Source organism: Pseudoduganella aquatica (assembly GCF_009857595.1).
In the GTDB taxonomy this organism is placed as follows: Bacteria; Pseudomonadota; Gammaproteobacteria; order Burkholderiales; family Burkholderiaceae_D; genus Rugamonas; species Rugamonas aquatica_A.
This window is the reverse complement of record NZ_WWCU01000021.1, coordinates 83,744-103,728: the sequence shown is the minus strand read 5'-3', so window position 1 is coordinate 103,728 and position 19,985 is coordinate 83,744. Positions and strand designations below refer to the sequence as shown.

16 protein-coding genes are annotated in these 19,985 nt (G+C 68.2%); 2 read left to right on the top strand and 14 right to left on the bottom strand.

Features of this window, described 5'->3' with window-relative positions; translation table 11 throughout:
• Positions 1-16: 16 nt before the first annotated feature.
• Together GTP77_RS18335 and GTP77_RS18330 are read left to right on the top strand one after the other, a co-directional pair.
• A complete protein-coding gene (locus GTP77_RS18335; protein WP_161073587.1) occupies positions 17-1,636 on the top strand; it encodes a hypothetical protein in 1,620 nt (539 codons plus the stop codon).
• 90 nt (positions 1,637-1,726) lie between these two features.
• Positions 1,727-2,815: a hypothetical protein gene (locus GTP77_RS18330; RefSeq protein ID WP_161073586.1), complete on the top strand. Its 1,089-nt coding sequence runs from the start codon at positions 1,727-1,729 to the stop codon at positions 2,813-2,815.
• An 11-nt stretch (positions 2,816-2,826) separates the two neighbouring features.
• On the opposite strand, the gene GTP77_RS18325 is transcribed toward GTP77_RS18330, so the two are convergent.
• The 14 genes from GTP77_RS18325 to GTP77_RS18260 all read right to left on the bottom strand — a co-directional run bounded on the left by GTP77_RS18325 (position 2,827) and on the right by GTP77_RS18260 (position 19,948).
• Positions 2,827-3,054, bottom strand: coding sequence for a hypothetical protein (locus GTP77_RS18325; protein WP_161073585.1), 228 nt, complete (start codon positions 3,052-3,054; stop codon positions 2,827-2,829).
• A 64-nt stretch (positions 3,055-3,118) separates the two neighbouring features.
• Positions 3,119-4,879, bottom strand: coding sequence for a DUF885 domain-containing protein (locus tag GTP77_RS18320; RefSeq protein ID WP_161073584.1), 1,761 nt, complete (start codon positions 4,877-4,879; stop codon positions 3,119-3,121).
• Positions 4,880-4,895: 16 nt separating this feature from the next.
• Positions 4,896-7,124 (bottom strand): EAL domain-containing response regulator, encoded by a 2,229-nt coding sequence (locus GTP77_RS18315; protein WP_161073607.1) that lies wholly within the window; start codon positions 7,122-7,124, stop codon positions 4,896-4,898.
• Positions 7,125-7,161: 37 nt separating this feature from the next.
• Complete coding sequence (locus tag GTP77_RS18310) at positions 7,162-8,418, bottom strand: sensor histidine kinase (RefSeq protein ID WP_161073583.1); 1,257 nt, start codon at positions 8,416-8,418, stop codon at positions 7,162-7,164.
• Positions 8,419-8,431: 13 nt separating this feature from the next.
• Entirely contained in the window at positions 8,432-10,660 is a 2,229-nt protein-coding gene (locus tag GTP77_RS18305; RefSeq protein ID WP_161073582.1) for a PAS domain-containing sensor histidine kinase, read from the bottom strand.
• Positions 10,661-10,702: 42 nt separating this feature from the next.
• A complete protein-coding gene (locus tag GTP77_RS18300; protein ID WP_161073581.1) occupies positions 10,703-12,424 on the bottom strand; it encodes a methyl-accepting chemotaxis protein in 1,722 nt (573 codons plus the stop codon).
• Positions 12,425-12,437: 13 nt separating this feature from the next.
• Positions 12,438-12,812 (bottom strand): response regulator transcription factor, encoded by a 375-nt coding sequence (locus GTP77_RS18295; RefSeq protein ID WP_161073580.1) that lies wholly within the window; start codon positions 12,810-12,812, stop codon positions 12,438-12,440.
• A gap of 101 nt (positions 12,813-12,913) precedes the next feature.
• Positions 12,914-13,519 carry a response regulator transcription factor gene (locus tag GTP77_RS18290; RefSeq protein ID WP_161073579.1) on the bottom strand — a complete coding sequence of 202 codons (606 nt, stop codon included), beginning with the start codon at positions 13,517-13,519 and terminating at the stop codon, positions 12,914-12,916.
• Positions 13,516-14,766, bottom strand: coding sequence for a sensor histidine kinase (locus GTP77_RS18285; protein ID WP_161073578.1), 1,251 nt, complete (start codon positions 14,764-14,766; stop codon positions 13,516-13,518). Before GTP77_RS18285 ends, GTP77_RS18290 begins: the two co-directional genes overlap by 4 nt.
• A gap of 198 nt (positions 14,767-14,964) precedes the next feature.
• Entirely contained in the window at positions 14,965-15,783 is an 819-nt protein-coding gene (locus tag GTP77_RS18280) for a ferritin-like domain-containing protein (RefSeq protein ID WP_161073577.1), read from the bottom strand.
• A 65-nt stretch (positions 15,784-15,848) separates the two neighbouring features.
• Positions 15,849-16,265, bottom strand: a complete 417-nt coding sequence (locus GTP77_RS18275) for a DUF2061 domain-containing protein (RefSeq protein WP_161073576.1) — start codon at positions 16,263-16,265, stop codon at positions 15,849-15,851.
• A gap of 98 nt (positions 16,266-16,363) precedes the next feature.
• Positions 16,364-16,888, bottom strand: a complete 525-nt coding sequence (locus tag GTP77_RS18270) for a sugar O-acetyltransferase (RefSeq protein WP_187358759.1) — start codon at positions 16,886-16,888, stop codon at positions 16,364-16,366.
• Positions 16,889-16,896: 8 nt separating this feature from the next.
• Positions 16,897-18,558 carry a SulP family inorganic anion transporter gene (locus GTP77_RS18265; protein WP_161073574.1) on the bottom strand — a complete coding sequence of 554 codons (1,662 nt, stop codon included), beginning with the start codon at positions 18,556-18,558 and terminating at the stop codon, positions 16,897-16,899.
• A 310-nt stretch (positions 18,559-18,868) separates the two neighbouring features.
• Positions 18,869-19,948 (bottom strand): S41 family peptidase, encoded by a 1,080-nt coding sequence (locus tag GTP77_RS18260; protein ID WP_161073573.1) that lies wholly within the window; start codon positions 19,946-19,948, stop codon positions 18,869-18,871.
• Positions 19,949-19,985 lie beyond the last annotated feature (37 nt).

Below are 19,985 nucleotides of genomic sequence, written 5' to 3'. Positions count from 1 at the left end.
TCTTTCCGGACCCTACATGCGGCTTTTGTGTATTGCGCTGTTCCTGCTGGCGCCTGCGGTGCGCGCCGAGGTTGATGTACAGGTAAAACTACTCTCCAATGATGCGCTCGAGGTCAGCTACACGCTGCCCGCCGCCTGCCGGGCGCTGCCCTTCGACAAGAACGGCGACGACGGCCGCGCAACACGGGCAAGCTGGCAAGCGCTGGACCAGTGCGGCACGGCGGACGCCAACCAGCTTGCCCGCAGCGGCGAGGTCTGCCCGGTGCTGCGCTTCCGCGTCCCCGCCGCCATCCGCCAAACAGGCTATTCGGCCGCCTTTCCCATGGGCCAGGGCGTGTACACCCACATGTCCAACTACGCGGTGGGCGACGGCTGCGGCAAGGTCAGCTACCGTTTCGCCGCGCCCGGCATCGCCGCCAACGGCCGCGCCTACAGCGGCACCGCCCCGGCGGAAGCGGGTCCGGACACGCCCGCCCTGCTGCTGGCCGCCCCGCTGCCGCAGCAGGACGGTGAAACGCCCAGCTATTTCGACCCGCGCCTGTCCCCGGCTACCGTGGCCAACATCAGGACCGTCGCCGACGGCACAGTGGCCTATCTGCGCCGCGCCATGCCGGACGCCGTCTTCCGGCGCCCCGTTGTGGCGGCGGCCTTCGTGGCCGCGCCCGGCACGCCCTACGTAGGCGGCGACGCCAGCGACGTGCTGCGGCTGGCCCTGTACAACTGGCCGGCCGATCCCTCCCCCGGCGTGCAGGCCAAGGCCACGCTGCTGGTGGCCCACGAATTCAGCCACCGCTTCCAGCTGCGCGACGCGGTCGACAGCTACCCGGACGCGCGCCTGATCCACGAAGGCGGCGGCGAGTTCCTGCGCTGGATGGCCTCCCTGCACAACGGCTGGCTCACGCCCGCGCAGGCAGCCGAAGAACTGGATGAAGCCCTGGCCACCTGCATCCTGTACAGCGACACCAAAAGCTGGCGCCAGCTCACGCCGCGCCAGATCGGCGTAACCCGGCTGGAATACAAATGCGGCCTGCCCGCCTACGTCTACGCGCTGGCGGCGCGCCAGGGCGGCGAAGCGCCGATGGCGCGCATCAACGCCTTCTACCGCAGCCTCCGCCAAGGCGCGCAGCCGGACTTTGCGCAAGCGCTGGAATGCGGCGGCGCGGCCACCCCGTCCTGCCAGCCGCGCTGGCTGTCGCGCCTGCTGGGCGCGGACGGCCCCATGGAGCAGCAATGGCAAGCCATGTTCGCCGGCACCGGCCTGGCCACGCCGCAGCCCCCGTCGCAGGCCGTGCGCGACGCCATGGTGCTGCGCGCCTTCGTCAAGCTGATGAACGACGACTGCGGCGGCCGCAGCGGCACCACCGAAACCTCGGACGGGGTGATACTGGACGGCATGAAAGCCTGCAAGACCTTCCATACGGATGCCTACGTCACCGCGATAGAAGGCCTGCCCGTATTCGGCCACCCAGCCACCGGCGACACCATGGCGGCCGCCTGCACCGCACGGCACCAGTTGGTGCTGGGCCTGAAGGACGGCGGCACGCTGGCCGTGCCGTGCGCAGAGCCCTACCGCATGCGGCAGCAGTTCCACCGCGCCGACATCGTCAAGCTGCTGTCCGCCCTCGGTGTGCAATAAAGCGCAATCTGCAGCACTGTTGACGCATTCGTAGTCCGCCCGAGGGGCGGCGTGGAATATTGGCCGGACCGTCCCCGCCGGGAGTCCGCCATGCTGTCCACCTTGAAACTGACCTGGCAAAAGCTGGCCTGGTCCAGCTGTTTGTCGCTGCTGCTGCACTTCGCATTTTTCTGGATGGTGGCGGCGGCCAGCTTTTCCGGCTATATCGGCAAATGGGGCATGCGCGACAACACCGCGCGCTTCTCGCTGGAAGCCATGCTGGACGCCAGCGCGGACCGCCCCTTCGTCTACCGCCAGCTGCTGCCCATGCTGGCCAACGGCGCCGCGCGGCTGGTGCCGGAGCGCATCCAGGCGCGCGTGGCGGAAAAACTCAACCCCGCCAAGGTCTACACCAAGACCAGCGCCGCCGCCAACCCGGCGCTCGGCTTCCGCTACGTGGTGGTGTACTACCTGTCCTTCCTGTCGCTGCTGGGCAGCGTGCTCCTGCTCCACTGCATCGCGCTGGACGCGGGCGTGGGCAGGCTGGCGGCCCTGATCGCGCCCGCCGTGCTGTCGCTGGGCTTTCCCTATCTGCAAACCATAGGCGGCTACTTCTACGACACGGCCGAACTGCTGTTCTTCAGCCTGGCCTATCTGCTGGTGTCGCGCCGCCGCATCGCCTGGTTCTTCGCCATACTGGCGCCCGCTACGCTGAACAAGGAGTCGTTCTTCTTCTACATCATCACGCTGCTGCCGCTGCTGCTGGCCGCCTACCCGCGCCGGAAGGCGCTGGCCATTGCGGCGGCGGCGCTGCTGGTGTCCGGGCTGGTGAACGCCGCCGTCAAGCTGCATTACGCGGGCGCCGGCGGCGCCCCGGTGGAACTCCACCTGGGCGACAACCTGGCGGCCTACCTGTCCCTGCGCACCTACAGCCAGATGGAGCTGACCTACGGCATCATGGGACCGCGCCAGGCCTTCGTGCCGACGCTGCTGCTGATCGCCACGGTGTTTGCGCGCGGCTGGCGCGCCAGTCCCAGGGAAGTGCGCCAGCACATGCTGCTGGCGGCGGCCGTCAACCTGCCGCTGTTCGTGCTGTTTGCCGCCGTGGCCGAGCTGCGCAACCTGAGCTTGATGTTTGTCGGCTTCGCCATTGTGATCGGGAAGGCGCTGGAGGCGGAACCGGCGAAGCCCTTGCCGTAGCCAGAGTCAGCTCAGATGCCGAACTCGGCGGCGGCCTTGGCGGCCCACACGGCCTCGTCGCGGCTGGGGAAAGGCTGGTCGTAATCGTCCACTTCGCCGTTCGGGCCGACAAAGCAGGTCCACCACCCGGCATCGTCGTGCCGGATGGCAATACAATTCTGCGTGCAGTGCTGCAACACGGCTTCGCCCTCGTCCAGGGTGACGATGGCAACGCCGCGATGCGTGATTTTGCTGGCCATGGGAGCCCTCCTGCCACTAGTTTAGTACGTTGCGGGCGCGGCAGCAAAAAAGCGCATACCGGACTCAGTCCTCCTTGGGATACGGGCTCTTGCCGCCTTCCGCGATGAAAGCGTCGATGCGCGCATGCAGCACCGGCAGCGGCACCGAACCGAGGTTGAGCACCGTGTCGTGGAAGGCGCGGATGTCGAACTTGGCGCCCAGCGCCGTTTCCGCCTTCTTGCGCGCCTCCATGATGGCCATCTGCCCCAGGTAGTAGGACAGCGCCTGCCCCGGCCACGAGATATAACGGTCGATCTCGGTCGCCACTTCGTGCTCGGACAGCGCCGTGTTCTCGCGCAGATAGGCCTGCGCCTGCTCGCGGGTCCAGCCCTTGGCGTGCACGCCGGTGTCCACCACCAGGCGCGACGCGCGCCAGGCCTGGTAGCTCAGCATGCCGAAGATTTCATACGGCGTTTCGTAGATGCCCATCTCCACGCCCAGGCGCTCGGTGTACAGCGCCCAGCCCTCGCCGTAGGCCGAGATATAGGCGTTGCGGAAGGCCGGACGGCCCTTCTGCTCCAGCGCGATCGGCATCTGGAAAGCGTGGCCGGGGGCCGATTCGTGCAGGGTCAGCGCCGGCAAGCTGTACAGCGGACGCGCCGGCAGATTGTAGGTGTTCACCATGTAGACGCCCGGACCGCCCCGGCCCGAGGTGTAGTACGGCGCAATTTCCGGCGCCACCGGCGTGATGGCGAAGCGGCTGCGCGGCAGGTAGCCGAAGTAGTTGGCCACCTTGCCGTCGAAGCGCTTGGCAATATAGGCCGCGCGCATCAGCAGTTCCTCCGGCGTGCGCGCGTAGAAGCGCGGATCGCTGCGCAGGAACTGCAGGAACTCGGGCAGGCCGCCCTGGAAGCCCACCTGCTTGATCACCTCCAGCATCTCGGCGCGGATCTTGGCCATCTCGGCCAGGCCGGTCTGGTGGATCTGCTCGGCGCTCAGCGTGGTGGTGGTGTATTCCGTGATCTTGGACTGGTAATAGGCTTTGCCGTCCGGCAGGCGCTCGGCGGCCAGGGCCTCGGCCGCGTTGGGCAGGTATTCGGTGCGCAGGAAAGCCAGCAGGCGCTGGTGCGCCGGCACCACGGATTCGCGCAGCGCCCTGAGCGCGGCGGCGCGCAGTTCGGCCTGGCGCGCCGCCGGTATGGCGGACGGCATGTCCTTGAACGGGCGGTAGTAAGCCAGCTTCTCCAGCGCGGTCTCCTCGGCCACTGCCGCCACCGACTTGTCGCGCCCCTGCAGGGTCACGCGCGGCGGCGTGAAGCCGCGCGCCAGGCCGGCGCGCATATTGGCGGTGGCCTCGGCGAAGTAGCGCGGCATGTCGTTCAGCTGGCGCACATAGGCCGCGTACTCGGCGTCGGTGCGGAAGCTTTTATCCGCTTCGCCGGCGATGTTGGACCAGAAGGCCGAATCGGAATTGAGCGGCTTCTCGTATTCGCGGAAGCGCTGGTTCTCGATCAGCGCGGCGATCTGGGCGCGGTAGACCGCGTAGTCGATGCGCTGCGCCGGCGGCAGCGTGGCGGGCGACATGGCGTCCAGCCTGGCCAGCACGCGCTGCCAGTAGGCCAGGCGCGCCTGCTGGGTGGCGGCGTCGATGCGCGGCAGGTCGGGACGGATGCCGTTGACGTCGTCCTCGTCGTCCTCCAGGCGCTGCCCCATGCGCCATTGCCATTCCTCGGTGTACAGCGCCTTGAAGGCGGCGCCGTCGTCGGCGCGGGCGGGGGCGGAAGCAAGGGCGGAAGCGGCCAGCAGCATGCATGCGGCGGCCAGGGCGGCACCGGTTTTCTTCATCACTATCCTTTTCGGATCAAAGCTGCAGCATGCGCTTCTCGCGCAGCAGCGTGGTGTAGGCGCCGGCCGCCAACGGCCGGCTGAAGTAATAGCCCTGCATTTCGTCGCAGCCGTGCGCGGCCAGGAACTCGACCTGTTCGCGCGTTTCCACGCCCTCGGCGATCACGCGCATGTTCAGGTTGTGCGCCAGCGAGATCACCGACAGCGCAATGGCCGCGTCGCTGGCCTTGCTGGTGACGTCGTCGACGAAGGACTTGTCGATTTTCAGCACGTCAATGGGGAAGCGCTTCAGGTAGGCCAGCGAGGAATAGCCGGTGCCGAAGTCGTCCAGCGAAATGGCCACGCCGATGTCCTTCAGGCGGCCCAGCGCGGCCACGGCCTTGTCCGGGTCGCCCATCACCGTGCCCTCGGTGATCTCCAGCCCCAGCGAGGCGGCCGGCACGCCGTGGCGGCGCAGCGCCTGCTCCACGCTGGCCACCGTGCCGTCGTGCGCGAACTGGCTGCCGGACAGGTTGACGGCCACCTTGACCGTGCCCAGCCCAGCCGCCTGCCAGGCCGCTATCTGCGCGCACACGGTATCGACCACCCACAGACCGATGGGCGCGATCAGGCCGTATTCCTCGGCCAGCGGAATGAAGCGGTTGGGCGGCACCTGGCCCAGCACCGGGTTATGCCAGCGCAGCAGCGCCTCGGCCCCCAGCATGGTGCCGGTGCGCAAGCACATCTGCGGCTGGTAGTGCACTTCGAATTCGCCGCGCACGATGGCGCCGCGCAGCTGCGCCTGGATCGCCAGCTTGGCGCGGATGTCGGCGTCCATGCGCTCGGTAAAGAAGGCGTAATTGTCGCGCCCCACTTCCTTGGCGCGGTACAGCGCGGTGTCCGCGTTGCGCAGCAGCTCGTCCAGCGTGGCGCCGTCGGCCGGCCACACGGCGATGCCGATGCTGGTGGTCAGCGAGGCGTGCTGGCCCGCCTGCGCCTGGGCAATTGCCTGCACGTCGAGCTGCACGCCGGCGCGCAGCCGCGCCAGGATGGCCTGCGCGGCCGCCATCGTTGCGCTCAGCTGGGCGTCGTCCGCCATGATGATCTGGAACTCGTCGCCGCCCTGGCGCGACACGGTGGCACCCTCGGGCACGCAGCCGCGCAGCAGGCGCGCCACCGCCTGCAAGGCCTGGTCGCCCACCTGCGCGCCGTAGGAATCGTTCATGCTCTTGAAGCGGTCCAGGTCCAGGCACAGCACCGCCACGCACTGGCCGTTGCGCTGCGCGGCCGCCTGCGCCTCGTCGAAGCACTGGCGCGCCAGCATGCGGTTGGGCAGCCCGGTCAGCGCGTCGTGATAAGACAGGAAGTCGATCAGGTGCTGCTCGGCCTTGCGCTCGGTGATGTCCATGAACACCACGATGTAGTTTTCCACCGCGCCGTTATCGCCCATCACGGTCGACACGCTGAGCAGGCCGGGGAAGGTGGCGCCGTTCTTGCGCCGCGCCAGCATCTCGCCGGACCAGTGGCCATGCCCGGCCAGCGTGGCCAGCATGGCCTCGTAGGCGGCGGTGTTCTGCTGCACCGTGTGCAGCGTGGTGACGTGGCGCCCCACCATTTCGCCGCTGGCGTAGCCGGAGATGGTGGAGAAGGCCGGATTGGTGGCCACGATGATGCCTTGCGCGTCGGCGATGACGATGGCGTCCTGGGTGGCGGCGAACACGCGCGAGGCCAGGCGCATATTGTCCTCGCTGGCGCGGCGGCGCTCCACTTCGCGTTCCAGCGAGGCGGCCAGTTCGGCCAGTTCGGCGGTGCGCTCGCGCACCCGCTGTTCCAGCAGCGCGCGCTGCGCCGCCAGCGCCAGCTGGGCGCGGCCCAGGCGCACCTGGGCGTCGGTGCGGGCCAGGATTTCTTCGGCCTGGAAAGGCTTGGCCACAAAGTCCGCGCCGCCCAGGGCGAAGCCGCGCACCTTGTCGTCGGTGTCGTGCTGGGCCGACAGGAAGATCACCGGCACATGGGCCGTGGCCGGCGCGGCCTTCAGGCGGCGGCACACTTCAAAGCCGTCTATGCCGGGCATGCGCACGTCCAGCAATATCAGTTCGGGCGGGCGCGATTGCACAGTCCACAGCGCCAGCTCGCCGTTGGGCGCCTGGCGCACGTAGTAGCCGGCTTCCGTCAGCAGGTCGCTGAGCAGCTTGAGCGAGGCTGGCGTGTCTTCCACGATCAGCACTTCCCCCTTGCTGGACTGTTCCGACAAATCCCGATGCATCACCTGCGTCCTCTCCTATATGGCTTCGCTCGCCACCCTACCATAGATTGGACGCCCGCCCAAGGGCTGGCGCGTGCAGCGGCAGCCGCATGGCGAAGCGGGTGCGGCCGGGCGCGCTGGCCAGTTCGATGGCGCCGCCCAGCACATTGGTCACCAGGTTGTGCACGATATGCAGCCCCAGGCCGCTGCTGCGGCCCATGCGGGCGCTGTTGAAGGGCTCGAAAGCGCGCGCCAGGCCGCCGGCCGGGAAGCCGGCGCCGTTGTCCTCGAACTCCAGCCGCACCGCGCCGCCGTCGGCCGCCATGCGTATGGTGATGGCGCCCGACGCGGGCCTGGAAGCGGAATCGGGCTGCGCGAACGCGTGCAGCAGCGCGTTGCTGGTGAGCTGGGTCAGCACCTGGCACAGCGCGCCGGGGTAGCTGTCCATGGCAAGTCCGCCGGCCGACTCCACCCGCAGCTCGGCGCCGGCCGCGCGCAGGGACGGCGCCAGCGTCTTGGCCATGCCGTCCACCAGCGTGGCCAGCTCGAAGCTGCGGCGCTGCGAACTGGTCTGGTCCACCGCCACCTGCTTGAAGCACTCGATCAGATCGGCCGCCTTGTGCAGGTTACGCAGCAACAAGGTGGTGGCGTGCTCGGTGTCCGCGCCGAAGCGCTCCAGCTCCGAGCGCTTCACGCCGTGTTCCATGCTGCCGAAAAAAGCGCTGCTGCGGTCCTGCAGCGCGCTGGCGGCCAGCACGCTGTTGCCGATGGGCGTATTCAGCTCGTGCGCCACGCCCGCCACCAATGCGCCCAGCGCCGCCAGCCGCTCCGAACGCACGATCTCGGCGCGCGCCGTGCCCAGCTCCTCCAGCGTGCGCGTCAGCTGCGCATTGCTGGCGGCCAGCGCCTGCTGCGCGCGCGCCAGGTGGATGTGGGCGCGGGTGCGCGCCAGCACCTCCTCCGACTGGTAGGGTTTGGCGATGAAGTCCACCGCGCCGGCCTGGAAGCCGCGCACCTTGTCGTCGGTGTCGTACTGGGCGGACAGGAAGATCACCGGGATGTCGCTCAGTGCGGGATCGGCCTTCAGGCGGCGGCACACTTCGAAACCGTCGATGCCGGGCATGCGGATGTCGAGCAGGATCAGCTCGGGCGGCCGGGCCTGCGCGCTCCACAGCGCCAGCTCGCCGTCCGGCGCCTGCCGCACCAGATAGCCCGCATTGCCCAGCAATTCACTGAGCAGCTTGAGCGAGGCCGGCGTGTCTTCCACCACCAGGATTTCGCCGCTGGAGTTCTGGTCCGCGCGCTGCATCATCATGCCGCCCTCTCTCTTATTCGGCCAGAGCCGGCGCCAGCATGGCGCACAGCTCGGGGTATTGATGGCGCGCCAGCATGGCCTCGATGGCCGCCACCGTGCCGGCGCTGGCTGGCGGCAGCTCCGCCAGCAGCTGGGCCGCGCGCGCCAGGTTCAGCTGCAGCACCGCGTCGCGCAGCGCGCCGGCGGTATCGCCCGGCAGCGCCGCCAGGTCCGCCGCTGTCGGCGGCGCGGCGGCGCCGTCGATGCTCTGCAGCTCGGCGCTGCCGGCGCAGTCCCCATCATACCCCTGGCTGTCCGAGCCGGCCGCACCGCCTTGCGCCAGCCCGGCCGGCACCGCGAAGCGAAACTCCGCGCCCTCGCCCAGCGCCGACTGCACCGTGAGCGAGCCGCCCATGAGCTGCACGAATTCGCGCGAAATCGGCAAGCCCAGGCCGGTGCCCTCGGCCGCGCCGTCCTGCGCGGCCTGCACGAAAGGCTCGAAGATGCGCTCGTGGTCCTGCGGCGCGATGCCGGGGCCGGTGTCGCTGACGGCGAACGCCAGCAGCCAGTGGCCATAGCCGCCGCCGTCGACACCGCTGCCGCCGTCCGCGTCTATCCAGCTGGCGCGCGCCTGCAGCGTGATGCGCCCGGCGCGGGTGAACTTGACGGCGTTGGACATCAGGTTGAGCAGCACCTGGCGCAGCTTGGTGCCGTCCAGCTGGGCGCGCAGCGGCAGTTGCTGGCTGTCGAGCCGCAGCGCCACCTCCGGCCCGGCGCGCATGCTCACCATGTCCATCACCTCCTGCAGCATCTCCGACAGCAGCACCGGCTCGCTTTGCAGCGCAATGCGCCCGGCCTCGATCTTGGACAGCTCCAGGATGTCGTTGATCAGCGTGAGCAGATGCTGGCCGGAGCGGTGGATAATGCCCAGGTTGCGCTTTTCCTCCGCCTGCATGCTGGGCGAGCCGGCCATCAGGCGCGAAAAGCCGATCACCGCGTTGAGCGGCGTGCGCAGTTCGTGGCTCATATTGGCCAGGAACACGCTCTTGGCCTGGCTGGCCGCCTGCGCCTGCGCCACCGCCACCGACAGCGCGCGCGTGCGCTCCACCACCAGTTCCTCCAGGTGGTGGCGGTGCCGGCGCAGTTCCTCCTGCGCCGCCTTGTGCGCGCTGATGTCGTAGTTCACGCCGACCATGCGCTGCGGCCGCCCTTCGGCGTCGCGGAACAGCATCGAATCGGCCTGGATGTGGCGCACCGTACCGTCCGGCCAGACCAGGCGGAACTCGCGGTCGAATTGGTCGTCGCTGTCGAGCGTGCGCTGCAGCGCGGCGCCAATGCGTTCCTTGTCCTCGGGATGCAGCATGTCCATCCACAGCTGCATGGGCGACTCCACCTGCGCGCGCTCGACGCCGAACAGGCGGTACATCTGGTCGTCCCACTCCACCGCGCCGCTCTGGATATCCCAGTCCCAGATGCCGATGGCCGCCGCGCGGGTGGCGATCTGCAGGCGCTGCTCGCTGGCATGCATGGCGCGGTAGCGGCTGTCGAGCAGCGCGATCATTTCGCGCAGCGAGGCCAGCAGCACTTTCAGTTCACCGAACAGCCAGGCGCGCGGCGCCGGCGCAGCGGGATTCAGGCCGGCCTTGACGTCGGCCGCGTAGCGCCCGATGGCCTGCACCGGCTTGAGCATCATATGCCACAGCACCAGGTACAGCCCGGCCACCAGGGCCAGGTCCAGCGCCAGTATCATGCCGGCGATGGCGTAGCTGCGGCTGCGCAGTTCAGCCAGCAGCGCGGCCGGCGAGGCGTACAGGGTGATGCTGGCGACGATCTGCCCCTGGGCGCGCACGTCGCGCCGCTCCTGCAGCAGTTCAGGGTCTTGCGGCGGCTGCGTTTCGCTGTGCAGCAGGCCGTCCGCGCCGCGCACCAGGATGTAGGGCGGCACGCCCACCGGCGCCACCATGCTGGCGTGCAGGCCCCGGTTGCTCAAGCCGCTTTTCATGATGGTGACCAGCTGCGCGTGGTCGTAATTCCATACCGGCAGCGCGGCAGCGTCGGCCATTTCGCCGGCGCTGGCGGCCAGTTCGGCGCGCAGCTGGGTCCAGCGCTGGGCTTTCTCGCTCTGGTAAAAGTAGACGGCGAAGGCGGCCAGCACCAGCGTCACCACCGCCGTCACGGCCACGCTCACCAGCAGGGCAATCGAAATCTCGCCCCTGGCATGCAGCCTTGCCGCGCAGCCCGTCCGATATTTCAATGTGCCCATGGCGTTCCTTTCAGGCCGTAGCGCGCCGCGCCGGCCGCCTCATTAGAACTCTTCCCAGTCACCGTCCGCCGCGGCCGGCGCCGCAGCGAGGCGGCGTGCCGCCGGGGCCGGGGCAGATGCCGAGCGGGCAATCGCAGGCGCCGCAGGGCGCTTGGCCGCAGGCACGGCGCGCGGCGCCGCCGGACGAGGCGCCGGGCGGGCTGCAGCCTGGCGGGTCAGCGCCGCACCGTCCAGCCTGAACACGCTGACCGCCTGCTCCAGCGCGCGCGCCTGGTCCTGCAGGGACTCGGCGGCCGCAGCCGCCTGCTCCACCAGCGCCGCATTCTGCTGGGTTACCGTGTCCATCTCGGCCACGGCCTGGTTGATCTGCTCGATGCCGGAGGACTGCTCCACGCTGGCCGTCAGGATGGCCGACATCATGCCGGTCATGCGCTCCACGCTGTGCACCACTTCCTGCATGGTGGCGCCGGCCTGGTCGACCAGCTTGCTGCCCTCGCCCACCTGGGCCACCGAATGGCCGATGAGTTCCTTGATTTCCTTGGCCGCCGCCGCCGAACGCTGCGCCAGGTTGCGTACTTCCGAGGCCACCACGGCAAAACCGCGTCCCTGCTCGCCGGCCCGTGCCGCTTCCACCGCCGCGTTCAGCGCCAGGATATTGGTCTGGAAGGCGATGCCGTCGATGGTGCCGATAATGTCCGCGATCTTGCTGGACGACTGGTTGATGGCGCCCATGGTGCTCACCACCTGCGCCACCACCGCGCCGCCGCGCTGCGCCACCGAGGCCGCCTCGTGGGCCAGCGCGTCGGCCGAGCGCGCGCTTTCGGTGTTGTGCTGCACGGTGGACGTGAGTTCCTCCATCGAGCTGGCGGTTTCCTCCAGGCTGGAAGCCTGGGTTTCGGTGCGAGAGGACAGGTCGGCATTGCCGCTGGCGATCTCGCCCGAGGCCACCGTGATGGTCTCCGTGCCCTGCCGCACCTCGGCCACGATGCTCACCAGGCTGTCGTTCATGCGTTTCAGCGCGGCCGTCAGTTGGCCCATTTCATCGTTCGAGCGCACTTCGATGCGCTGGGTCAGGTCGCCCGCCGCCACCGCCTCGGCCACCTCGATGGCGCTGCGCAGCGGCGTGAGGATGGCGCGCAGCAGCCAGAAGCCCATCACCGCGCCCACCGCCACGCCCAGCACGATGGAGCCGATGGAGATGGCGCGGAAGGTGCTGTAGCGCGCCTGCGAGGCGTCGTATTCCTGCTTGCCCACCACCAGCTGCAGCTCCACCAGCGCGTCCAACGCCTTGTCCGCCGCCGCCATGGCCGGGTCCAGCTTCTTGTGCTGCAGCACCGCCGCCTGCTCGCGCTCGCCCGCCGCCACCGCCGCCGCCAGCGGCTGCATGGCCTGCTCGCGCATGGCCGAGTTGGCCGCCGCGAAGGTCTTGGCCAGCGCAGCCTCTTCCGGCGTCAGATAGGTTGCCATATAGGCCGCCCACACCTTGTCGATCTCGGCGCCGCGCTTGCGCACGTCCTCCAGCAGGCCGGTGTGGGCGCCGTCGGCGGCGTCCACCGCGTTGCCCAGGCCGATCTGCTGGTACAGCAGGCCGGTGCCGATCTGGTTCAGCATGCCCATCGCCACCAGGCGGTCGTCATACACGGTTTGCAGTGCGGAGTTGGTCTGGCTCAGGCTGTTCAGGCCGGCCAGCCCTATGGCCGCCAGCAGCAGCGACAGAAACGCCATGGCGGCAATCAGGCGCGCTTTAATCGTGATGTTTTTCATAGTGCATCCCTGGTCAGTGGTTGTGCGCGGCCAGCTGCAAGGCCGCCAGCAGTTCGTGCGAGTCAAAAGGCTTGCGCAGATAGGCCAGGCAGCCCAGGCGCTGGGCTGCGGCCTGCATGCCGCCGTCTATCTGGCTGGTGACGAAGACGATGGGCGGCGCCTTGCCCGCGCCGACCAGCATCTGCTGCAGCTCGATGCCGGACAGCCCGCCGAGGTCGATGTCGAGGATGAGACAGGTGATATCGCTATGGTCGTCGCGCTGCAGATACAGCTCGGCCGACGCGTACAACTGCGCCATATAGCCGGCCGCGCGCAGCAGCCGGCCCAGCGCCTTGAGCATGCCTGCATCGTTTTCGACGACGGCAACGACGATTTTTCCTGTTTCCATGACGCCATCCCTGTGGGTGCAAGCACCGATAGGTATGACTGTAGGGAGAATTCACACGGCTGTAACGTGTCCTTTGGTACAGGTGGGGCGGGGATGCAACTTTATTTTCTGGCCAGCCCCAGGCGGTTCGCCATCTGCACCAGCTCGGCCAGCGAGCCGGCCTCCAGCTTTTCCATCAGGCTGTGGCGGTGCGCCTTGACGGTGCGCTCGGTGTTGCCCAGTTCAAAGGCGATCTGCTTGTTCAGCATGCCCTGCACCACCAGCACGAACACCTCGCGCTCGCGCGCTGTAAGCGTGGCGGCGCGCTTGCGCAGGCCGCTCAGCTCGCTGTTGTGCGCCGCCGCCGCCTCGTAGCGCAGCATGGCGCGGCCGATGGCGTCCAGCAGGTCCTCCTTGGCGATGGGCTTGGACAGGAAGTCCTCGGCCCCGGCCTTGATGGCGCGCACGCTCATGGCAATGTCGCCGTTGCCGGTCAGGAAGACGATGGGCAGGATACTGTTGCGCGAACGCAAAAGATCCTGCAATTGCAGGCCGCTCAGGCCCGGCATGTCCACGTCCAGCAGGATGCAGCCGGCCTCGTCGCCGGTTTCAGCGCGCACGAAGGCGTCGCCGGACTCGTAGACGGTGACGCGGTAGCCGCAGGCGCCCAGCAGGCGCGACAGCGCGGTGCGCAGCGCTTCGTCGTCGTCGATGATGTGGATTTTCATGGCTGGCCTCCGGCCGCCGCCGGTGCGGAAGGCAGGGCAAAGCCCACCGTGGCGCCGCCGTCCGGGTTGTTGTCGGCCCAGATGCGCCCGCCGTGCGCCTGCACGATGGCCGCCGCGATCGACAGGCCCAGCCCCATGCCGTGCGCCTTGGTGGTGAAGAAGGACTCGAACAGGCGCGCCTGGTTGGCGCCGAAACCGCAGCCGTGGTCGCGCACCAGCACTTCGGCCATGCCGTCGCCGCGCAGGCCCGCGCGCAGCACCACCTGGCGCGGCTTGCCGCAGCCGCCGTCGGCCGCGCCTATGCCTTGGGGCGAGGCGCCCATCGCGTCCATGCCGTTCAGCACCAGGTTGATCAGGATTTGCTGCAGCTGCACCGGATCGGCCGACACCATCAGCGGCGCCGGGGCCGGCTCGGCCTGCAGCAGCACGCGCCGCATGCGCGCCTCGCTGCCCAGCAGCGCGATCACCTGCGCCACGGCCTCGTTCAGGTCCAGGCGCTGCGCCACCGGGTCGGATTTCTTCAGCAGCTCGCGCATGCGCTGTATCAGCTCGCTGGCGCGGCGGTCGTCGCGCCGGATGTCGCCCAGGATCTCTTCCACGTCGTCCAGCGCGGGCGGCGTCATCTGCAGGAACAGTTCGGCCGCCTCGGCGTTGCTCATGATGGCCGCCAGCGGCTGGTTCAGCTCGTGCACCAGGGCGGCGCAGTACACCGACGCGCTGGCGTTGCGGTTCATGTGCGCGATCTCGGCCAGGCGCTGGCGCGACTCGCGCTGCAGCTGGTCGTTCTGCGCGGCCAGCTGCTGCTGCAGGCGGCGTATCTTCAGGTGCGCCATCACGCGCGCATTGACTTCCTCGAAATGGAAAGGCTTGGAAATGAAGTCCACACCGCCGACCTGGAAACCGCGCAGCTTGTCGTCCGTGTCGCTGTGGGCGGACAGGAAAATCACCGGCACCTCGTCCAGGCCGGGCATCTGCTTGAGGCGGCTGCACACTTCGTAGCCGTCGATGCCGGGCATGCGGATGTCCAGCAGCACCAGTTCGGGGGCCTGGGCCTGGGCGCTCCACAGCGCCAGTTCGCCGTTCGGCGCCTCGCGGACGCGGTAGCCGGCGTCGGTAAGCAGCTTGGACAGCAATTGCAGCGACGCCGGCGTGTCCTCGACCACCAGGATATCGCCGCGCACCTGCTCCGGCGCCTGCTGCGCCTGGTTCTGTTCCCTTGCCTGCTCCCGCCGCCCTTCTGCTTCCATTCCCGCTCCCATGTGCGCCGATTGTCATGGGCGCTCTTGCGCCCCGCCAGACGATATCGGCCACGCCAGTATATTGCAAGCAAGAGTGGCTGCGCCACGTCCACAGCGCACGGGTTTGCAACAAAAATGACACGGCGGCGGCTCCAGGCCGCCTATTTTGTCTCGCCGAGGCAACATGGCGGCGGCGTGGCCGGCTACTTACGCCGACTGCAGCCGGTCCAGTTCCGCCTCGCTGAAGCCGGCCTTACGGCGCGCTTCCAGGTTGAACGGCCCCTTGGGCGTGGGCGCCCGGTAGCGCGCAGCCAGCTCGTCGTAGGTGGCGCGCGGCTCCAGTCCGCGCTGTTCGCACAGGTAGCCGTACCAGCGATTGCCGATCTCCACATGGCCGATCTCGTCGCGCAAGATGATGTCCAGGATGGCGGCGGCCGCCATGTCGCCCGCCTGCGCGATCTTGGCGCGCAGCGGCGGAATGGCGTCCAGGCCGCGCGCCTCCAGCGTGCGCGGCACCAGCGCCATGCGCGCCGTGATGTCCTCGCGCGTGCGCTCCACCATCTCCCACAGGCTGTCGTGGGCGCTGAAATCGCCGTACTGGTAGCCCAGGGTTTGCAGGTGCGCGGCCAGCATGGAGTAGTGGTAAGCCTCCTCCCTGGCCACGCGCAGCCAGTCGATGTAGTACTCGGCAGGCATGCCGGGGAAGCGCCACAGCGCGTCCAGCGCCAGGTTCACCGCGTTGAATTCGATATGGGACAGCGCATGCACCAGCATCGCCCTGCCCTCCAGCGTCGCCATCGAGCGGCGGCCCACCAGGCGCGGCGGCACCAGTTCCGGACGCACGGGACGGCCCGGGATGGCCAGTTCGGACGCCGGCGCGGCGGCCGGGTCGTGCGCCGGGTCCAGCGCAAGAACGCCCTCGGCCCAGGCTTGCGCCATGGCCGCCACGGCGGCGGCTTTCATGGCGGGATCGGTTTCGAGCAGGCATTGCAGCGCATAGGCGCGCAGCTCAGTTGGGTGCGGCATGGAACTACCTTGAAGCGAGGAAAAGGACGCAGTGTACCAAACCGCCGCGGCCGCCGTCCGCCGATTCAGGCCGCCGCTGCGGCGGGCTGGGCCGCCAGGCGCAGTTCCAGCTTGTCCCACAGGCGGTCATGGTAAGGCAAGGCGACCACGTTCAGCACCGGCTCCAGCACGGCAGCCAGGCCGCCCACCGCCATCGAGCCGGTTGCCCACCACAGCATCAGGAAGGCCACCGCCGCGTGCATGATGGTCTGGCTGACCTTCTCGCCGGCCAGCGCCGCGTAGCGCTCGCGGGCCTGCACGGCGCGGGCGCGCAGCTTGTGCCAGGCGCGCTCGTGGAAAGGCAGCAGCAGCACATTGACCACAGGCTCCAGCACCGCAGCGAGCCCGCCGAACACGACGGAGCCGGTCAGGACGTACATCAGGCCGAATGCAATGCCGGTGTGGGCGGCAACCTGGCTGACTTTTTTCGCTGCGGTAATCATGGTGAGCCTCGTTTCAATGTCTGGATCAGTCACTGAATAATAACGATTCTCATTTAACCTTGAAAGACAATTGTTTTTACCGAAGCGATAGATTTTACCTAAGGGATGGCGCGCACCACCCGGCAAGGGTTGCCCACCGCCAGGCTGTTGGCCGGGATGGACTTGGCCACCACGCTGCCGGCGCCTATGGTGCAGTTGTCGCCTATGGTCACGCCGTGCAGGATGGTGACGTTGGCGCCTATCCACACATGGTTGCCTATGGTGATGGGCAGCGCCTCGAACACGCCGGCCGCGCGCGCCACCGGGTCCACCGGATGGCTGGCGGCCGAAATCACGGTATTCGGGCCGATCAGCACGTGGTTGCCCAGCGTGACCGGCGCGCAGTCCAGTATCACCAGGTTGTGGTTGGCGAAGCAGTGATCGCCCACGGTAATGTTGTAGCCGTAGTCGCAGAAAAACGGCGCCTCGAAGTGGGCGTTGTTCGGCTTGCGCAGCAGCTGCTCGAGGATTTCGGCGCGCCTGGCGACGTCGTCCTCGCGGTTGAAGGCGGCGCACAGCAGCTTGGCTGCGCGGCGCTCGACGCTGCCGGGCGAATCGCCCGGACGGTAGACTTGATCCTGCATACCGGCTCCTAAATGTATTCCGCCACGCCGCCCTCGCGGCATTCCTGCAAGGCGTTGCAGGCCATGGCCGTGCTCAGGAAGATGGGACCGCTCAGCTGCGCCGGCAGGTCGCTCTCGCGCAAACGGTCCATCACCGGCCCCTTCACCTCGGCCAGGTGCATGCACACGCCGCGCCGGCGCATGCTGGCGTTCCATTCCGACAGCGCAAACAGCGCCGTGGTGTCGATCGAACTGACGGCGGTCATCACCAGCACCACGTGGCGCGCGGACGGATGGGTGCGCAGCTCCTCCTCGATACGCTCACTCACCGCCTCCACGTTGCCGAAGAACAGGTTGGCGTCGATGCGCAGCACCAGGATGTCCGACTGGGTCTGGGCGGCGTAACGCTCGATATTGCGGAAGTGCTCGCTGCCCGCGATGCGGCCCAGCACGGCGATATGGGGCCGGCTGGCGCGCCAGATCAGCGTGCCCATCGACAATAATACGCCGATCACCACGCCCGCCTCCACGCCCAGCGCCAGCACGCCGGCGGCGGTGACCGCCCAGGCGGCGGCGTCGCCCCTGTCATAGCGCCAGGCCATGCGCAGCGTATCGAACTCCAGCATGCCCAGCACGGCCACGATAATAGTCGCCGCCAGCGTGGGCAGCGGCAGCAGCGCCAGCCAGCCGGTGGGTGCCACCAGCGCCGCCGCCAGCAGCACAGCGGTGATCACGCTGGCCAGCGGCGTGTTGGCGCCGGCCGAGAAATTCACCGCCGAGCGCGAAATGCTGCCCGTGACCGGGAAGCCGCCGGACACCATGCTGGCCACATTGGCCGCGCCCAGGCCGAACAGCTCCTGGTTGCTCACCAGCTTTTCGTTGCGCTTGAGCGCCAGGGTCTGGGCGGCGGACATGCTCATCAGGAACACGATAAAACCGATCAGCAGGCCCGGCTGCAAGAGCGCGCGCCAGTGGCTGCTGGAAGTGGCCAGGTTCAGCTCCGGCAGGCCGGAAGGCACGGCGCCGGTGGCGTGGATGCCCAGCGCCTGCAAACCCAGCAGCGGCATGGCGGCGGTGGCGGCCAGCACCACCAGCATGGGCGCCAGGCGTCCGCCCAGGTCCGCGTGCGCGGCGGACAGGCCGCAGCGCTGCAGCAGGCGCGCCAGATAGCGTTTGCCCAGCAAAAGCAGTAGCAAGGACACGCCGCCCAGCACGGCGCTGGGCGTGTGGAATTGCGGGAAGGAAGCGCCCAGCAGGGGCTTGAGCTGGCCGCCGGCAATGACGATGGCCGAGCCGACGGTGAAGCCGCTCATCACGGGGCGCGAGAAGAAATTGGCCAGAAAGCCCATGCGCAGCGCGCCGCACACCAGCAGCACCACGCCCGCCACCAGCGCCAGCTGCGCGGCCAGCACCCCGTACAGCGCCGAGCCGGCCGGCGCCAGCGGCGCGATCACCGCCGCCGTCATCAGCGACACGATGGCCATGGGGCCGACGGACTGGGTCATGCTGCTGCCAAAGAGAGCGTAGGCCAGGGGAGGCAAAATGCTGGCGTATATCCCCGCCACCGGCGGCAAGCCGGCAACCAGCGCGTACGCCATGCCCTGCGGGATCATCATCATCGCCACCACGATACCGGCGCTCATGTCGCCCGGCAGCATGGCACGCCGGTATTGCCTCAACCAATGCAGCATGCTCTAACCCGTCCTCCCCTGGAAATAAGCGAAGCCTACCATACGGGCAACGCATATGGATATAAGGAAAACAGATATAGAAGCCGCTTGATCCTTATCGGCGAGCTATCTCGTCACAAAGGCAGATTTGGGAAAAGCGCTGCATGGCATGACATGGCGCATTATCGGCGCGATCGCACTGCTGACGGGCGCAGTCTGGTTTGCCTCCCGCTACAATCCGCCATACGGCCCGCCTGCGGCAGTTTCGGCTACAGCGGCAGCAGCACCTGCGCAGGCGCCACCGCGTCGACTGCCCTGACGGCCACAGTGCTTATCGGGCAAGCGCCATCCCGGCCGTTTCCATAGCCATGCGCCGCGCTATTTCCATGGCGTCCTTGCGGATCGCTTCGACGTCGGGCTTGACGCCGCTGCTTTGCCAGTTTCCGCCCGTGGTGGCGTTGACGGCGCGCGCGACGGGAACCCAGGCCTGGAAGTGCTCGGACAGGGGGAAACGGTCCGACAGGTGAGCGCTGCCCCTGGTCGCCCGGCCTATCACGGTCGCCCTCCCCATTTTTTGCATGGAATAAGCGAAGGACTCCGCCGCGCCGTGCGTGTTGGGCGAGGTCAGGATATAGACCGGCCGCTTTGCGCCGTAGCGCGGCCCCAGCGGCTCGGCATCGGTCCAGTTCTGCACGGTGAGGTCCTGCTTGCGGTAATAGATGTCGTCCAGATGCACGCGCTGGTCGAAAAAGTAGGTGGCGAAAGTGTTCACCGCTTCGGGCCAGCCGCCGGCGTTTTGCCGCAGGTCGATGATGACGGCCCGCGTATCCTTGAGCTTGTCCATCGTTTCGGCGTACTTGCCGCGCGCATTGTAAAAATGGTCGAATTTGTGGATCTGCAGGAAGCCCACGTTGCCGTCCAGGACTTTCACATTCCAGACCCCGCCGCTGTCCCAGGAGCGGCGCACGCGCGTGATCCAGCTCTGCGGCCAGGCCTCCAGCGGCTCCACGTCGCGCACCGTGCCGGGCGGCGTTTCGCCCAGGACAGGCAGCGCCAGATATTCCAGCAGCAAGGCATTATCGTCGGCGGCGACTTGCATGTCTTCGCTGATGCTGCGCGCCAGCTCGTGGCCGCTTTCGGCGGCGTCATACTCACCTGCCGCATTCCGGCGGTGCACATCCGCCTCGATCCGTGGCGTCCGCTCCGGGAACACATAATTGTCTCGCACCGCGGACAAGGTGCGGCCGACCACGCCGCTCCGCTCCGCGGGCGGCAAAGACTCGGCCATTTTCTCGCCATCGCGAACTGCGCCCAGCACCACGGGAAACACCACCAGCCCGTGAAAGGCCAGGACGCCCATGAATAAGGTGCTGCGGATGCTACGGTTGATCAGACTGTTCAAGAGTTGCATGCGGCCTCCGGGTTTATTAAATAACAATATACCCGTT

Excerpts from the sequence above, each read along its gene's own strand:
- GTP77_RS18335 (WP_161073587.1), top strand. The coding sequence starts at position 17 with ATGCGGCTTTTGTGTATTGCGCTGTTCCTGCTGGCGCCTGCGGTGCGC.
- GTP77_RS18330 (WP_161073586.1), top strand. The coding sequence starts at position 1,727 with ATGCTGTCCACCTTGAAACTGACCTGGCAAAAGCTGGCCTGGTCCAGC.
- GTP77_RS18325 (WP_161073585.1), bottom strand. The coding sequence starts at position 3,054 with ATGGCCAGCAAAATCACGCATCGCGGCGTTGCCATCGTCACCCTGGAC.
- GTP77_RS18320 (WP_161073584.1), bottom strand. The coding sequence starts at position 4,879 with ATGAAGAAAACCGGTGCCGCCCTGGCCGCCGCATGCATGCTGCTGGCC.
- GTP77_RS18315 (WP_161073607.1), bottom strand. The coding sequence starts at position 7,124 with ATGCATCGGGATTTGTCGGAACAGTCCAGCAAGGGGGAAGTGCTGATC.
- GTP77_RS18310 (WP_161073583.1), bottom strand. The coding sequence starts at position 8,418 with ATGATGATGCAGCGCGCGGACCAGAACTCCAGCGGCGAAATCCTGGTG.
- GTP77_RS18305 (WP_161073582.1), bottom strand. The coding sequence starts at position 10,660 with ATGGGCACATTGAAATATCGGACGGGCTGCGCGGCAAGGCTGCATGCC.
- GTP77_RS18300 (WP_161073581.1), bottom strand. The coding sequence starts at position 12,424 with ATGAAAAACATCACGATTAAAGCGCGCCTGATTGCCGCCATGGCGTTT.
- GTP77_RS18295 (WP_161073580.1), bottom strand. The coding sequence starts at position 12,812 with ATGGAAACAGGAAAAATCGTCGTTGCCGTCGTCGAAAACGATGCAGGC.
- GTP77_RS18290 (WP_161073579.1), bottom strand. The coding sequence starts at position 13,519 with ATGAAAATCCACATCATCGACGACGACGAAGCGCTGCGCACCGCGCTG.
- GTP77_RS18285 (WP_161073578.1), bottom strand. The coding sequence starts at position 14,766 with ATGGAAGCAGAAGGGCGGCGGGAGCAGGCAAGGGAACAGAACCAGGCG.
- GTP77_RS18280 (WP_161073577.1), bottom strand. The coding sequence starts at position 15,783 with ATGCCGCACCCAACTGAGCTGCGCGCCTATGCGCTGCAATGCCTGCTC.
- GTP77_RS18275 (WP_161073576.1), bottom strand. The coding sequence starts at position 16,265 with ATGATTACCGCAGCGAAAAAAGTCAGCCAGGTTGCCGCCCACACCGGC.
- GTP77_RS18270 (WP_187358759.1), bottom strand. The coding sequence starts at position 16,888 with ATGCAGGATCAAGTCTACCGTCCGGGCGATTCGCCCGGCAGCGTCGAG.
- GTP77_RS18265 (WP_161073574.1), bottom strand. The coding sequence starts at position 18,558 with ATGCTGCATTGGTTGAGGCAATACCGGCGTGCCATGCTGCCGGGCGAC.
- GTP77_RS18260 (WP_161073573.1), bottom strand. The coding sequence starts at position 19,948 with ATGCAACTCTTGAACAGTCTGATCAACCGTAGCATCCGCAGCACCTTA.